Below are 15,383 nucleotides of genomic sequence, written 5' to 3' on the forward strand. Positions count from 1 at the left end.
GTCAGGCGCGGCTTCTCACGTCGACAGCATCCGATCGATCCAGGCCAAGAGGCGGTTCTCGACCGCGGGGGCTTTTGCCTGCAGACACGAGGACGCGCCGGTCGAGCCGGGTGCCGTCTTGCGCGGCCGCGGCGGCAGGTATTTGTTCACGGGCTTGTAGTCGAGCTCGGGCATGAGATCGTAGCCGCCGCGCTCGGCCACCAAGCGCGATACCGCGCTCTCCGGATCGCCCAGATCGCCGAAGTGGCGGGCACCCACCGGACAGGTCGACACGCAGGCCGGCACCCGCTCCACCTCTTCCAGGTTCTCGTTGTAGATGCGGTCGATGCAGAGCGTGCACTTCTTCATCACGCCGTCGTCTTCATCGTATTCGCGGGCACCATAGGGACAGGCCCAGGAGCAGAGCTTGCAGCCGATGCAGAGCTCGGCATTCACCAAGACGATGCCGTCCTCCGCCCGCTTGTAGGAGGCGCCGGTGGGGCAGACCTCGACGCAGGCCGGCGCCTCGCAGTGCAGGCAGGATTTGGGGAAGTGGACCGTGCGTCCGCCGTGGCTGTCTTCCGTCTCGAAGGCATGGATGCGGTTGAACCAGACACCCTTCGCCTGCGCCCCGTAGGGATCCTGATCGGTGAGCGGTGCGGAATGCCCGCCGGTGTTCCATTCTTTGCAGTTGACGGCGCAGGCGTGGCAGCCGACGCAGATGTCGAGATCGATGACGAGCCCGAGCTTCCGCGGGCCGGGATCGGCGGGAAGGCTGGTCATGCGCGCCGGCCTCGGAACCAGGCGCCGTAGCGGAGCTTCGTCGGCGGCGGCACCATGCCCGGCGGGCGCGGCAGGGCCTGGAAGTCCGGCTCCGTGGTCGGCGGCTCGCCCGCACCTGCCTTCTCGATGCGCACCTTGAGATCATACCAGGCGGCCTGACCGGTCACCGGATCGGCATTGGCATAGCGGTAGAATCCGTCCCGCTCCGGCAGGAGCTCGGAAATGACGTGGTTGAGGAGGAACCCTGTCGTCGCCTCCGGCGCGTCTTGTGCGAGATTCCACGCACCCCGGCGCTTGCCCACCGCATTCCAGGTCCACACCGTGTCGGGGTTGACGCCGTCCATCAGCTTGACCTGGCCCTTCACCCTACCGTGGTGGCTTTCGATCCACACCCAATCGCCGTCGGCGAGCCCCATTGCCTCGCCCCGCGCCCGCTCGAGGTAGAGCGGGTTCGTGCCATGGATCTGCCGCAGCCAGGCGTTCTGCGAGCCCCAGGAGTGATACATCGCCATCGGCCGTTGGGTGATGGCGTGGAAGGGAAAGCGCCTTCCGTCCACCAGCGCCTCCTCGAAGGGCTCGTGCCAGAACGGCAGCGGATCGAAATACTCGGCCACGCGCCGGCGATGCGCCTCGGGGGGCTGCACGCGCCCGTGGCCTTCCGCGGCCAGCCGGAACCGCTGCAGGGGCTCGCTATAGAGCTGCAGGATGATCGGCGCCTCGGAGCCGATGAAGCCGAGCCGCTTGGCGAAGGCGAGGTATTCCCTGTTGACGTGCTTGTAGTAGCGCAGCTCCTCGGGCAGCTCGTGGCGGAAGAAGCAGCCATTCTCGATATAGCGCCGGACCTGCTCGGGATTGGGCGCGCCGGCGCCGACCTCGTTGCCGCTGGGCCCGCGCCAGCCGGCCAAGAGGCCGATGCCGGGGGCCCGCTCGTGATTGGCGATGTAGTCGGCATAGAGCCCGGGATAGCGGGGCGTTCCATCCTCGCGCACCAAGCCTGGAAGCTTGAGCCGCTGACCGAGATCGATGAGCACGTCCTGGAAGGGCCTGACGTCGCGATCGGGTTCCACCACCGGCTGGCGGATGGCGTCGGCGAGCCCGTCGGCGTCGCTGATCGGCCGATCCAAGAGCGAGATGCAGTCATGGCGCTCGAGATAAGTGGTGTCCGGCAGCACCAGATCGGCGTAGGGCACCATCTCGGAGAAATACGCATCGGAATAGATGATGCGCGGGATCTTGTAGGTGCCGTCCGGGCCCTTGTCGGTCAGCATGGCAAGCGTGCCCGGCACGTTCATCGCCGAGTTCCAGCCCATGTTCGCCATGTAGAGAAAGAGCGTGTCGATCGGGTAGGGCTCGGCCTTCCAGGCCTGCAGGATGACCTGCTGCAGAAGCCCATGGGCGGCGAGCGGCGCCTCCCAGGAGAATGCCTTGTCGAGCCGGCAGGGCGTGCCGTCAGCCAGGACCAGAAGATCCTCGGGGCCCTGGGGAAATCCCAGGGGCGGACCCTTCATGGCGCTCGAAGGCGCCACCTGGTCGGGCCTGCCGGCGGGCTTGACCGCCGGCGGTGCGGCCTTCGGATAGGGCGGCTTGTAGCGGAAGCCGCCGGGCACGTCGATCGAGCCCAGCAGGATCTGCAGGAGGTGCAAGGCCCGGCAGGTGTGGAAGCCGTTGGAATGCGCCGAGATGCCGCGCATGGCGTGCAGCGAGACCGGGCGGCCGATCATTGTCGCATGCCGCTTGCCGGTCCAATCGGTCCAAGGCTGGTCGAGCACGATCTCCTGCTGGAAGGCGGCATGGGCGAGCTCGGCCGCGAGCCGCTTGATCGTCGCCGCCGGCACGCCGGTCGACGCCGCCACGCGGTCGGGCGCATAGCGATCGTCGAGATAGCGCCCGGCCATGAGCTGGAAGACCGGAACCGCACGCCGTCCGTCGCCGAGCCGACGCTCGCCCGCGAGCGCCGGCTGGATCTCGCCGGCAAGCGCATCGGCAAGGCGACCCGCACCCATGTCCCAGACCAGCGGGCGGCCATCGCCATCGCGGGCGAAGAGGCCGTGATCGGCGCTACCGGGGTCTTGAATGACAAGCCAGGGCGCGTTGGTGTAACGCCGGAGATAGGCGACGTCGATCGCATCGGCGGCCAAGAGCTCATGGATGAGCGCCAGCACCAGGAGTCCGTCGGTGCCGGGGCGGATGCCGATCCATTCATCGGCGATGGCGGAATAGCCGGTGCGCACCGGGTTGATCGAGACGAATTTCGCGGCGCGCTCCGGCGGACGGGATTTGAGCTTGCCCAAGGCGAGCTTCAACGGATTGGAGGCATGGTCCTCGGCCACCCCGAAGAGCATGAAATAGCGTGTGTGCTCCCAATCCGGCTCGCCGAACTCCCAGAACGAGCCGCCGATGCTGTAGAGCCCGGCGGCGGCCATGTTGACCGAGCAGAAGCCGCCATGGGCGGCGTAGTTGGGCGTGCCGAAGGCGCTCGCCCACCAGCCGGTCAAGGCTTGGCTCTGGTCGCGCCCGGTGTAGAAGGCCAGACGGCGGGGATCCTGCTCGCGGATCTGGCCGAGCCAGCCCGTGGCCAAGGCGAGCGCCTCCTCCCATTCGATCTCCGCAAATTCGCCCGAGCCGCGCGGGCCCACGCGCTTCAAGGGCTTCGACAGCCGCGCCGGCGACAGGTGCTGCATGATCCCGGCCGAACCCTTGGCGCAGAGCACGCCCCGGTTCACCGGGTGGTCGCGATTGCCCTCGATGTAGCGGATGCTGCCGTCCTTGAGATGCACGCGGATGCCGCAGCGGCAGGCGCACATGTAGCAGGTCGTGGTCTTGACCGAATCGGAGACGGCGGGCGACAGCTCGATGTGTTCGGCGGGTGCCAGCCAGCTCACGTGACGGCGTCCACTTGCTCGTCCGTGAGGTCGCCCGGAACGATGGTGATCGGCACCTTGACCTTGCCGGCACCCTTGCCGGTCAGATAGGTCACCAGCGGGCCGGGTCCTTCCGGCCCGGTGCTGGCCGCCAGCACCAGGATGGAGATGCTGGCATCCTCGCCCAGCATCTTCACCACCTCTTCGCTGCGCGTACCCTCGCGCAGCTGCACGACCGGGATCTGCCCGGAGATGCGGTTGACGATCTCCGACAGCCTTTGCAGCGTCGCCTCCGCTTCCTGGCGCTTTTCGTCGCGCATGATCTCGCTGACGCCGCTCCAATGCTGGAACTCGACGGGCTCCTGCACATAGAGCAGCACCACGCGGCCGCCGGTCGCCTTGGCGCGACGGCTGGCGTAGCGAATCGCCACCGACAGCTCGGGGCTGTCGTCGACGACCACGAGGAACGTCCGGTCGTGGCGCGGGGGCGGCGCAACTGGCGTAGTGCTCATGGGTTCGGGCTTCGCCTTTCAGCTCCGGCGGAAGGCCAGGCTAGCAAGATATCCTGCCACTACCGCGATCGACACGGCAACGAGTCCATAAGCCATGGAAAGCTCTTGGGCAAAGTCGTAGATCTCCGCGCCGACGCCGATCTTGCTGATGAGGAGCGGTGTGGTCTGCGCGCTCACCACCTGCCCATCGCGCACGAGATAGACCTGCGCCTGATAGGTTCCGGTCGCCACATTGGCCGGGAAGGAGATCTTGGTGCGGAACAGCTGCTCGCCCAGAAAGGTGACGCGGGCAGCATCGGCGACGTAGAGCCCTTCGCGCTGCTTGTTGCGCACGAGGGCGGCGCGAAACTCCGGTAGATCGTCGCGCTGCGCTTCCGGATTGGGCGGAAGCAGCCGCAAATGCTCGAGGCCGAGCTGGTAGCGATCCAAGAGGCTCGGCTGCAGGATGTCGTCGATCGGCTTGCTGGATGCCAGCGCGTAAAAGGACGGCGCCTCCTCGAACGCCATCTCCTGCCGGTTGATCCAGACGCCGAAGAACCTTCCCTTGCGGCGGACCACCACAGGCCGCGACGGCCCGCTGACGACGACCACCACCTCGCCTGGCCCGTCGGTGGCGCCGAACATGACGACTTCGGCCCCGGTGAAGCCGGCGGTGATCGCCACCAGGTGATCGGCGAGATCGGCGACCAAGGGCTGCGCCGGCGCGGGTCCTGGGGCAAGAATGAGAGCCATGGCGGCCAGCGCTGCGAGAGGCAGCCTCACGACAGCAGCATCACGGCGACGGAATAGCGGTCGGCAGGCGTCACCATGAGGTCGAACGCGAGCTTGAGGCAGACGACCAGCACGGTGACCGCGAGCAGCCCGCGTAGCTGCTCGCCCCTCAGCCGCGAGCCGATCCTGGTGCCGATCTGCGCGCCGATGACGCCGCCGATGATGAGAAGAAAGGCGAGCACCACGTCGACCGCCTGGTTCTGCCAGGCCTGCAGGAAGGTGATGGCGCCGGCGACGAACACGATCTGCAGGAGCGAGGTGCCGACCACCATCGCGGTCGGCATGCCGAGCAGATAGATCATCGCCGGCACCATGAGGAAGCCGCCGCCAACACCCATGATCGCCGTCATCAGCCCGATGCCGAGACCGAGCGACAAGGGCAAGAGCGCGCTGATATAGAGCCGCGATTTGCGGAAGCGCATCTTCAGCGGCAATCCATGCAGCCAATTGTGCTGATGCAGCCGGCGCGGCTTGCCGCCGGAGCGCGCCAGCCGGAGATAAGTGCGGATGCTCTCCTGCAGCATGAGCAAGCCGAGCGAGCCCAGGAGCACGACATAGGTGAAGGAGACGACGAGGTCGATGTGTCCCAGCCGGCGGAGCACGCCAAACAGCCACACGCCGAAGCCGCCGCCGACCAGGCCGCCGCAGAGCAGCACCAGCGCCATCGGCACATCGACGTTGCCGCGGCGCCAATGGGCAAGCGCGCCGGAGAACGACGCGGCGACGATCTGATTGGACCCGGTTGCGACCGCCACCGGCGCCGGCACGCCGATGAACAGCAAGAGCGGCGTCAGGAGGAAGCCGCCGCCGACACCGAAGACGCCCGAGACGATGCCGATGAGCCCGCCGAGACCGACGACGAGAATAGTGTTCACCGAAATTTCGGCGATCGGCAGATAGACGTGCATCGGGCCTGAGTGTTGAGCCGCTGGGGCCGCGCGAGGGCCGGCATTTTGCGCCGAACGCCGGCGAAGCGCAAACGTCCGTGGGGGTGGGGAGCCCCGGCCGCGGGCTCCTGGGCTAAGAGTCGGCTCCGCGGATTAGCGACCGCTCAATCCTCATCCTCGCCGCCCTGCCGGCGCGGCCGGCCCGCAGCGGGCGGCAACCGCACCTCCAAGACCGGCTGGATGACCGTCGACACGGCTTGCTGGGTGGCGGACTGCGCCGGGATGCGCTGCGGCCGCCAGCGCGGTGCCGCGTCGTAGAGCGCCTGCTGCTCGCGCGCGATCCAGGCGGCCAACCCGTCGACGTCCTCGCGCGTCATCTGTGTCTCGCGCGCTTCGAGCTCGATCCAGAGGTTGTTGAGGCGCATCAGGCGCTGGCGGCCGACCGGCATCGCCTCGACCTCGGCCATCCGCTCCTTGCCCCAGGCGATGGTGACGCTCCGCGCCGTCTGCGCCTCGCGGACGACACCCTGCAGGCGCTCCAGCTTGTCGGGCGGCAGGATGCCATCGCCCGGGCCGCAGCGTTTGGAGAGCTCTTGGATCCGCTGGAAATCCGCGCCGGTCAAATCGGCGAGCCGCTTGCCGTAATAGACGAGATCGAGGCTGCGCGGCGACAGCGGCGCCGGCAGGTCGGCGATCGGACCGACCGGCGCCTTGCCCCCCGGCAGGAGCTTGCAATCGGCTTTCTTTCCCGCGTTGAGCGGGGGAGCAGGGGGCGGCAGCGCGATGCCCGGTCTGGGCGGCTGGCTCAGCGAGCCTTGCGCCGCCGCCATCTCTGGCGAAGCCAGCAGCAAGATCAGCCCTAAGGCGAAGCACCGACCCATGGTCCGTTCCGCATCCCAACGGGATGGAGCATTTTATATCAATATTTGCTGCGTTTGCGCTAGTCTCCCGCCGCTGAAATTCGACCGCGAACTTCGGAATCATCACACAAGATGGTTGAGCCGCACCGGAGCCGTTCGCGGGGTGCCGACCATCGATACCAGCTCCGCTCCCTCAACCCTCCTCGCCGCCGGGCTTGCGGGGGCGCGCCGGCGGCGGGGGGCCCGCCGGGCCCGGTGCCGCCTGCAGGGCTGCCGCCGGCTGCCCCGCCCCCGTCTGGGCGGCTGTTGGCGGTGCTGTTGGCGGCAGGGTCGCCCGCTGCGCCGGACGCTGACCGGGTGCTGCGTCGTAAAGCGCCTGCTGCTCGCGGGCGATCCAGGCGGCAAAGCCGTCGACATCCTCCCGGGTCATCTGCGACTCATGCAGGCTGAGCTCGGTCCAGAGCTCGTTGAGCCGGGTCAAGCGCGCCCGCCCGACGGGCAGCGCCTCGACTTCGGCCATGCGTTGCTTCGCCCAAGCGATGGTGCCGCCGCGCGTCTTTTGCGCCTCGCGCACCACGCTCAGCAGCTTCTGCAGCTTTTCTTCGGAGAGGATGCCCTCGCCCGGTCCGCATTTCTGCGACAGCTCGCCGATGCGCTGGAAGTCCGCCTCGGTCAGATCCACCAGGCGCTTGCCGAAATAGATCAGGTCCAGGCTGCGCGGGGACAAGGGCGTGGCCACGTCGGCGATGTGGGCGACCGGCGCCTTGCCCCCCGGCAGCAAGGCGCACTCGCCGGTGCGGAGCGGGGCGGCTTGCCCGGGCCTCGGCGGTTGCGCCGGGGGGGCTTGCCCCAGCGCCGCCGGCGTTCCCAGCAAGGCGAGCAGCAACGCCATGAGGAGGCATCGACCCATCGATTCGATCCGAGCCTGGTTGCAGTGGCTGGAAACTCGGAAGACGGTCTCGCCGCCTTCGCCTGGCAATTCTAGCGCAAGACGCCGCCGCCCCGCACCACCTGGTAGAGGGGATTGAAGCTGATGCGGTAGGCGAGCTCCGCCGGCCGCTCGACATCCCAGAGGACGAAATCGGCCGCCTTGCCGGCTTCCAGCGTGCCGCATCGGGCTGCCAGACCCAGCGCCCTGGCGCCGTTGCGGGTGACGCCGGCCAAGGCCTCCTCCGGGGTGAGGCGGAAGAGGGTGCAAGCCATGTTGAGCACCATGAGGATCGAGGTCATGGGTGAGCTGCCGGGATTGCAGTCGGAGGCGAGTGCCATCGGCACCTCGAGGCGACGCAGGAGGTCGATCGGCGGCACTTTGCTCTCGCGCAGGAAATAGTAGGCGCCCGGCAGCAGCACGGCGACGCTGCCGGCCTCTTTCAGATCCGCCGCCCCCTGCTCGGAGAGGTGCTCCAGATGATCGGCGGACAAGGCCCCGAAACTGGCCGCGAGCGAGGCGCCGCCCTGGTCGGAGAGCTGCTCGGCATGCAGCTTGACCGGCAGGCTCAGCCGCCGCGCCGCCTGGAACATTCGCCTGGTCTGCGCCGGGCTGAAGGCGATCCGCTCGCAAAACGCGTCGACCGCGTCGACGAGATGCTCGGCCGCCGCCGCCGGCAGGACCTCTTCGGCTTGGAAGTGGATGTAGTCATCGGCGCGGCCCTCGAACTCCGGCGGCAGCGCATGGGCGCCGAGAAAGCTGGTGGAGACGGTGATACCCGATTCCTGGCCCAGCTTGCGGGCGATCTGGAGCATGCGGATCTCGGTCGGCCGATCGAGGCCGTAGCCGCTTTTGATCTCGATGGTGGTGACGCCCTCCGCCATCAGCGCCTGCAGCCGACGCCGGGCACTCGCCAAGAGGGTTGCCTCGTCGGCGGCCCGGGTCGCCGCCACGGTCGAGCGAATGCCGCCGCCGGCGCGCGCAATGTCTTCATAGCTCGCACCTTGCAAACGGAGCTCGAATTCCCGGGCGCGATCGCCGCCATAGACGAGATGGGTGTGGCAATCGACGAGGCCGGGGGTGATCCAGCGCATTCGCGCATCCATGACCGTGCGCGCCAACCTTTCGGGAGGCCCCGTGAGCTCCGCGCGGGCACCGACCCAGGCGATGCGGCCGCCCTCGACCGCGATCGCGCCATCGGCGATCTCGCCATAGGGCCGCCCCGGCACCATGGTCGCCAGCCGCGCATTCAGCCAAATCGCATCCCACATCAGGCTTCGCTCCCGGGAGACCGGCCTCTAATCTAGCCCGGCCATGAGCGGAAATTCCCCTTCATCCTCGCTGTTCGCCGCCGCGGCCTTGCTGCCCGAGGGCTGGACCGAGAGGGTACGCTTCGAGATTGCCGGCGACGGCGGGCTTGCCCGGGTGACGGCGGGGGCCTCGCCCGAGGGAGCCCAGCGCCTTTCGGGTCCGGTCATCCCCGGCATGCCGAATGTGCATTCCCACGCCTTCCAGCGGGCGATGGCGGGTTTGGCCGAGCATCGAGGCGCCGGGGACGATGATTTCTGGACGTGGCGGCAGGTCATGTATGGCTTCGTCGAGCGCCTGGGTCCCGATCAGATCGAAGCGGTGGCGGCCGAGCTCTACGTCGAGCTCCTGGAAGCCGGATACACCGCCGTGGGCGAGTTCCATTACCTGCACCACGCGCCCGATGGCCGGGCCTATGACGACGCGGCGGAGCTATCGGAGCGCATCATCGCCGCGGCTGAGAGCACGGGGATCGGGCTCACCTTGCTTCCCGTGCTCTATGTCAGCGGCGGCTTCGGAGCCAAGCCGGCGGGTCCGGCCCAACGCCGGTTTCTCAATACCCCCGATCGATTTCTCAAGCTGGCGGCGGCGCTCTTCCAGCGGCACAAGGACGATCCGCAGCTCAAGGTGGGGATCGCGCCGCACAGTCTTCGCGCGGTGCCGCCGGCAGCCTTGAGCGAGGCCGTCGCCGGGATCGGCAGGCTCGACGGCGCGGCGCCGATCCATATCCACGTAGCCGAGCAGACGCGGGAGGTGGAGGAGTGCCTGGCCTGGAGCGGAATGCGCCCGGTCGAGTGGCTGCTCGAGCACCAGGCGGTCGATCGGCGCTGGTGCCTGGTTCATGCCACCCACATGAACGAGGCCGAGATCCAGCGCCTGGCGTCCAGCGGCGCCGTCGCCGGGCTCTGTCCGACGACGGAGGCCAATCTCGGCGACGGGGTGTTTCCGGCCGGCGCCTATCTCGCTGCCGGCGGGGCCATCGGCATCGGCTCCGACAGCCATATCTCAACGAGCCCGATCGAGGAGCTGCGCTGGCTCGAATATGGCCAGCGCCTCGTTCTGAGGCGCCGCAACCTCTTGGGATCTCCCGGCGGCTCGGTCGGTGCCGCACTCTATCGCCGGGCGCTCGCCGGCGGCGCCCAGGCCCTGGCCCGCCCCATCGGCCGGCTCGCCCCGGGCGCGCGGGCCGATCTCGTGGTTCTCGATCCCGAGTCGCCGACCCTGGCCGGCAAGACCGGCGACCGGCTCCTCGATGCGTTGGTGTTCGCCGGCAACGCGAACCCGGTCAAGGACGTGATGGTCGGCGGCCGATGGCAGGTCCGGGACGGTAGGCATCTTGCGCGCGAGCCCGTCCGCTCCCGCTTTCGCCGGACCATGCAGGCTCTCGGCGTCTAAGGTGCGCGTTTCGTGTGACTCCGATTGCCCCCACCCCGACCCTCCCCCACGCTGACGCATGGGGGAGGGAGCAGGAGGTCCGTCTCGACTCCCTCCCTCGCCGAAGGCGGGGGAGGGCTGGGGTGGGGGCATCCCTTGAACGGACTTGGTCTACCGCGCGCGCTCGAGCTCGAAGGTGTAGACCCCGTCGGCCTCCGACCAGGTGATGAGCGCGTGGCCGGCGGCGCGGCAGAAGGCCTGGAAGTCCTTGACCGCGCCGGGGTCGGTCGCCAGCACGACGAGCTTGCCGCCGGGCGGCACGTCCTTCAGCGCCTTGCGCGCGCGGAGCACCGGCAGCGGACACTTCAGGCCCTTGGTGTCGAGGATTGGGGTGTCGGCCATCACCGGCGATCCTTAAGGCATGGACTCTGGGTGGCCAAGGGCGCTCAGCCGCCGACGAAGCTGACGATCACCCCGGTCGCTTCATCCGCGTGCACGATGAGCGTCTCCTTGGGGCCGGGCTTGGGGTCGACGCCGGTCGATTCCAGAGCGGCTCTGGTGCGTTTGATGTCGCTGACGCGAAGCGTGAGTGCCACGATGCAAGGCAGCGGCCGCGTCGCCTGCGCCTCCACGCCCGGAAAGCGGCTCGCGAGCGATGCGGGCGGCACGATCTCGATCGCTTCCCGGCCGGTGTCGACGACGGGGTGGCGGCAAACGGTGTCGACCGCATGCTTGCCGAACCAGCGCTGGAACAGCTCGACCACCGGCCCGGGCTCGGCGGCGGCAATGGTGTAGCGCTCGACCGCGATCGATTCGTTGGCGTGCCTCACCCATTCCGGGCGGCGCGTGAGCGCGGGCGTGGTGTGATGGCAGACGAAGGCGCGAAATCCCGGCACCGTGCCGTCCGCCGGATTGACCAGGCGGAAGCGCAGGAGCTGCTCGCCCTCCTTGAGCTCGATCCCGCGGGCAAGATCGGTCGGGCCGACCGGCCGGTAGCCCTCGCGCGCCAACAGCGAGGCGGCCGCCTCGGGATCGGCCGAGCCGAAGGCGAGCCCGATAGCGCCGGGGCCGATCGCCAGGTGGCGCTCGAGATTGCGGGTGTCCGCCTTCTCGTCGACGATGCCGATGAGCTCGATATAACCCTCGTTCAGCATGATGCAGTAGTTGCCGGTGCCGCGACCCTGGTGGCGGCCGCGGGGGGTCAGCGTGAAGCCGAGCCTGGCCCAGGTGCGCTTCGCCATCTCGAGATCGCGCGCGACCACCTGCAGATGATCGACGCCGTGGATCGGGGCAGTCATTGGTTTAATCCGGGCATCGCCTCAGCCACCGAGCACGCGGCCGGCCACCGCATCGAGCTTGGCCACCAGCTCGGGATCGCGGGCGTCCTTATGGGTGATGAGGGCGTGATCGAGCACCGTGCGGCAACCCTTCGGACAGGGCCCCTGATGCGCGGCCAATCTGGGCACCACCGCCTTCACCAGTGCGCGGGCCTTGTCGGCATTGCCCAAGAGCACCTTCACCACCGACTCCACCGTCACATGGTCGTGGTCCGGGTGCCAGCAATCGAAGTCGGTGACCATGGCGACGGTGGCGTAGCAGAGCTCCGCCTCGCGGGCGAGCTTCGCTTCGGGCATGTTGGTCATGCCGATGACGTCGCATTTCCAGCTGCGGTAGAGATTGGATTCCGCCAGCGAGGAGAATTGCGGGCCTTCCATCACCATGTAGGTGCCGCCGCGCCTGACATCGAGGCCGAGGCCCTGGCCGGCGGCGACGAGGTGATCGCCGAGCCTGCCGCACACGGGATGCGCCATGGAGACATGCGCCACGCAACCCTTGCCGAAGAAGCTCTTGGCCCTGGCGAAGGTGCGGTCGATGAACTGGTCGACGACGAGGAAGCTGCCGGGGGGCAGATCGGCGCGCAGCGAGCCCACCGCCGAGACCGAGATCACGTCGGTGGCGCCGACCCGCTTCAAGGCGTCGATGTTGGCGCGGTAGTCGATGTCGCTCGGCGCATGGCGATGGCCGCGTCCATGGCGCGGCAGAAAGACCAGGGGCTGCCCGTCGAGGGTGCCGAACATGAGCTGATCGGAAGGATCGCCCCAGGGCGTGTGCACGGTCTGCCAGCGCATGTCGGTCAGACCTGGAATGTCGTAGACGCCGCTGCCGCCGATGATGCCGACCAGCGCCTTGTTCTCGGCCTTTGCCATGGATGGCTCCCTGCCCCCAATGCGAGCTGGGGAGTTTTTCAACAATGCCGGCTCCCGGCAAGCGTGGATGAGGGCCGACGAATTCCTAGAGGGCACCAACGAAACGGGCCACCCTGGGTGGCCCGATCTGAGTGAGACGGGCCACCCTGGGTGGCCCGACCCGAACGAAACGGGCCACCCAGAGGTGGCCCGATCGGTTCGGCGCGGCGTCGGGTCCGAGGCTCAGTGAATATCGGCCCAGACCTTGCGCTTGGTCGCGTAGAGCATGCCGGTGAGGATGAGAAGGTAGAGCATCACCTTCCAGCCGAGCTGCTTCCTTTGCTCGAGGATCGGCTCGGAGGCCCAGGTAAGGAAGGTGGTGACGTCGCGCGCCTCCTCAGCCACCGTCGCCGGCGTTCCGTCCTGGAAGGTGACGCTGCCTTCATTCAACGGCGGCGGCATGGCGATCTGGTGGCCTGGGAAGACCGCGTTGTAGTTCATCCCCTCCAACAGCTTCACCTCGGCCGGCGGCTCGCCGTAGCCGGTGAGAATGGCGAAGAGATAGTCGGGGCCGCCCGGGCGGGCGCTGACGATCTTCGAGAGGTCGGGCGGCAGCGCGCCGTTGTTGACGGCGCGGGCGGCCTTGTCGTTCGCATAAGGCTTGGCGAAGCTGTCGGAGGGTCGTCCGGGCCGCGTGAACATCTCGCCCAGGTCGTTGGGGCCGTCCTGCACCTCGACGCTGGCGGCGATGGCGCGAATGTTCTCCTCGTCGAAACCGATCTCCGCCAGGTTGCGATAGGCGAGATAGGTCATCGGATGGCAGGCCGAGCACACTTCCTTGTAGACCTGGAAGCCGCGCTGGAGGGCCGCCCGGTCGAAGGTGCCGAAGAGACCGTCGAACGACCAGTGCTGCTTCGCCGGACGGCTTTCCTCCGCGGCTTTCGCTGATCCGAAGGTGAGCGCCAGGACGGCGAGAGCGGCGGCGAGGCGGCGCATTACGGCTTCTCCATGGGTGCCGCTCTGGCGCCGGCGATACCGGCACCGCCGGCCAAGACCGGGGCGTTGATCGAGGTTGGCAGCGGCAGCGGTCGCTCGAGCTTGCCCAAGAGCGGCGTTAGAATGAGGAAGTGGAAGAAGTACCAGAAGGTGGCGATGCGGCCGACGATGAGGAACGCGCCGCTCGGCGGGTTGGCGCCGACCCAGCCCAGAACCAGCGCGTCGACGACCAGGACCCAGAAGAACCACTTGAACACCGGCCGGAACCGCGCCGAGCGCACCCGGCTGGTGTCGAGCCAAGGCAGGATCAGCAGCAGCAGGATCGAGCTGAACATGGCGATGACGCCCAGGAGCTTGTTCGGGATCGAACGCAGGATCGCGTAGAACGGCAGCAAGTACCATTCCGGCACGATTTCCGACGGCGTCGACAACTGGTTGGCCGGGATGGAGTTGTCCGGATTGCCGAAGATCTCCGGCCAGAAGAACACGATCGCGGCATAGACGATGAGGAACACGCCGAGCCCGAAGAGATCCTTCACCGTGTAGTAGGGATGGAAGGGGATGCTGTCCTGCGGGCCCTTGGTGTCGATACCGATGGGATTGCTGGAGCCGAACCGGTGAAGGGCCACCAGATGCAGCACGACCACGCCGACGATGACGAACGGCAAGAGGTAGTGCAGCGAGTAGAAGCGGTTGAGCGTCGCGTTGTCGACGGCGAAGCCGCCCAACAGCCAGGTGACGACCTTCGGGCCGACCAGGGGAATGGCGGAGAACAAGTTGGTGATGACGGTGGCACCCCAGAAGCTCATCTGGCCCCAGACCAGCACGTAACCCATGAACGCCGTCGCCATCATCAACAGCAGGATCACCACGCCGATGATCCACAACAGCTCTCTCGGCGCCTTGTAGGAGCCGTAATAGATCCCGCGGAAGATATGGATGTACACCGCGATGAAGAACATCGAGGCGCCGTTCATGTGGATGTAGCGGATGAGCCAGCCATAGTTCACGTTGCGCATGATGTTCTCGACCGAGCTGAAGGCGAGGTCGGCATGCGGGGTGTAGTGCATCGCCAGCCAGATGCCGGTGACGATCATGATCACCAGCATGATCCCGGCCAGCGAGCCGAAGTTCCAAAGGTAGTTCAGGTTCTTCGGTGTCGGGTACTCGTGCAGCTCGTGCTGCATGAAGGTGAAGACCGGCAGCCGGTGGTCGATCCAGCGCACCAGGCCGTTCTTGAAGGTTGGCTCTGCCATGGTCTCGAGGGCCCCTATCCGACGCGGATGGTTGTGTCGTCGAGGAAGGCGTAGGGCGGGATCGGCAGGTTCGCCGGCGCCGGGCCTTTGCGGATGCGTCCGGAGGTGTCGTATTGCGAGCCGTGGCAGGGGCAGAACCAGCCGCCGTACTCGCCCTTCGGATCGGCCGGCTTCTGACCCAGGGGCACGCAACCGAGATGCGTGCACACGCCCACCATGATCAGCCACTCGGGTTTTGGCGCGCGCTTGCTGTCGGGTTCCGGATCAGGCAGCTCGGCCAGCGGCACATCGGCGGCGGTCTTGATCTCTTCCGGTGTGCGGTGCCGCACGAACACCGGCTTGCCGCGCCACAAGACCGTAATCGCCTGGCCGACGGCCACCGGCTTCAGATCGACGTCCGCCGTCGATAGCGCCAGCACGTCGGCCGAAGGGTTCCAGTAGTGGATGAACGGCCAGGCCAGGGACGCCGCCCCGACCGCGCCCATGGCCGAAGTCGCCAAGAAGAGAAAGTCGCGCCGGGTCTCGCCCTTCGCGTCGTGCGCAGTCGCCATGAATCCACCCCTAACGCGGCCCCCCTCACATCGGCAGGGCCCCTGTGAGACCGGCTGGAACCTAACCTAGTTTCACGGCCTTGTCGGACTGTGCGACACTATGACGCAAGACACTGAGGACGCTGGCGATT

General features: G+C 67.7%; 14 protein-coding genes. 1 reads left to right on the forward strand and 13 read right to left on the reverse strand.

The genetic code is table 11. From position 1 onward, the window contains the following. Positions 1-15: 15 nt before the first annotated feature. The 7 genes from HY058_09740 to HY058_09770 all read right to left on the reverse strand — a co-directional run bounded on the left by HY058_09740 (position 16) and on the right by HY058_09770 (position 8,852). Entirely contained in the window at positions 16-762 is a 747-nt protein-coding gene (locus tag HY058_09740) for a 4Fe-4S dicluster domain-containing protein (protein ID MBI3497570.1), read from the reverse strand. Beyond that, positions 759-3,965, reverse strand: a complete 3,207-nt coding sequence (locus HY058_09745; protein ID MBI3497571.1) for a molybdopterin oxidoreductase family protein — start codon at positions 3,963-3,965, stop codon at positions 759-761. The genes HY058_09740 and HY058_09745 overlap by 4 nt, the downstream gene beginning before the upstream one ends. 188 nt (positions 3,966-4,153) lie before the next feature. Beyond that, positions 4,154-4,867, reverse strand: a complete 714-nt coding sequence (locus HY058_09750) for a TIGR02186 family protein (GenBank protein MBI3497572.1) — start codon at positions 4,865-4,867, stop codon at positions 4,154-4,156. A 26-nt stretch (positions 4,868-4,893) separates the two neighbouring features. Next, complete coding sequence (locus HY058_09755; GenBank protein ID MBI3497573.1) at positions 4,894-5,814, reverse strand: sulfite exporter TauE/SafE family protein; 921 nt, start codon at positions 5,812-5,814, stop codon at positions 4,894-4,896. Between the two features lie 143 nt (positions 5,815-5,957). Further along, positions 5,958-6,674 (reverse strand): hypothetical protein, encoded by a 717-nt coding sequence (locus HY058_09760; protein MBI3497574.1) that lies wholly within the window; start codon positions 6,672-6,674, stop codon positions 5,958-5,960. A gap of 172 nt (positions 6,675-6,846) precedes the next feature. Next, a complete protein-coding gene (locus HY058_09765; protein MBI3497575.1) occupies positions 6,847-7,563 on the reverse strand; it encodes a hypothetical protein in 717 nt (238 codons plus the stop codon). Between the two features lie 71 nt (positions 7,564-7,634). Beyond that, the gene (locus HY058_09770; protein ID MBI3497576.1) at positions 7,635-8,852 is read right to left on the reverse strand and encodes an imidazolonepropionase; all 1,218 of its coding nucleotides are present in this window, start codon (positions 8,850-8,852) and stop codon (positions 7,635-7,637) included. Positions 8,853-8,895: 43 nt separating this feature from the next. On the opposite strand from HY058_09770, the gene HY058_09775 reads away from it, so the two are divergent. Beyond that, a complete protein-coding gene (locus tag HY058_09775; protein ID MBI3497577.1) occupies positions 8,896-10,284 on the forward strand; it encodes a formimidoylglutamate deiminase in 1,389 nt (462 codons plus the stop codon). 150 nt (positions 10,285-10,434) lie between these two features. Here HY058_09775 and HY058_09780 read toward each other — a convergent pair whose 3' ends face one another. The 6 genes from HY058_09780 to petA all read right to left on the reverse strand — a co-directional run bounded on the left by HY058_09780 (position 10,435) and on the right by petA (position 15,252). Next, the gene (locus HY058_09780; protein MBI3497578.1) at positions 10,435-10,665 is read right to left on the reverse strand and encodes a sulfurtransferase TusA family protein; all 231 of its coding nucleotides are present in this window, start codon (positions 10,663-10,665) and stop codon (positions 10,435-10,437) included. 44 nt (positions 10,666-10,709) lie between these two features. Continuing rightward, positions 10,710-11,561, reverse strand: coding sequence for a VOC family protein (locus tag HY058_09785; GenBank protein ID MBI3497579.1), 852 nt, complete (start codon positions 11,559-11,561; stop codon positions 10,710-10,712). Between the two features lie 21 nt (positions 11,562-11,582). Continuing rightward, positions 11,583-12,470, reverse strand: coding sequence for an S-methyl-5'-thioadenosine phosphorylase (locus HY058_09790; protein ID MBI3497580.1), 888 nt, complete (start codon positions 12,468-12,470; stop codon positions 11,583-11,585). 222 nt (positions 12,471-12,692) lie between these two features. Next, entirely contained in the window at positions 12,693-13,445 is a 753-nt protein-coding gene (locus HY058_09795; protein MBI3497581.1) for a cytochrome c1, read from the reverse strand. Further along, on the reverse strand, positions 13,445-14,701 hold the full coding sequence (locus HY058_09800; protein MBI3497582.1) for a cytochrome b/b6: 1,257 nt from the start codon (positions 14,699-14,701) through the stop codon (positions 13,445-13,447). The genes HY058_09795 and HY058_09800 overlap by 1 nt, the downstream gene beginning before the upstream one ends. Positions 14,702-14,715: 14 nt before the next feature. Further along, positions 14,716-15,252: a ubiquinol-cytochrome c reductase iron-sulfur subunit gene (petA, locus tag HY058_09805; protein MBI3497583.1), complete on the reverse strand. Its 537-nt coding sequence runs from the start codon at positions 15,250-15,252 to the stop codon at positions 14,716-14,718. Positions 15,253-15,383 lie beyond the last annotated feature (131 nt).

This window comes from Pseudomonadota bacterium, from assembly GCA_016195085.1.
Classification (GTDB): Bacteria; Pseudomonadota; Alphaproteobacteria; order SHVZ01; family SHVZ01; genus JACQAG01.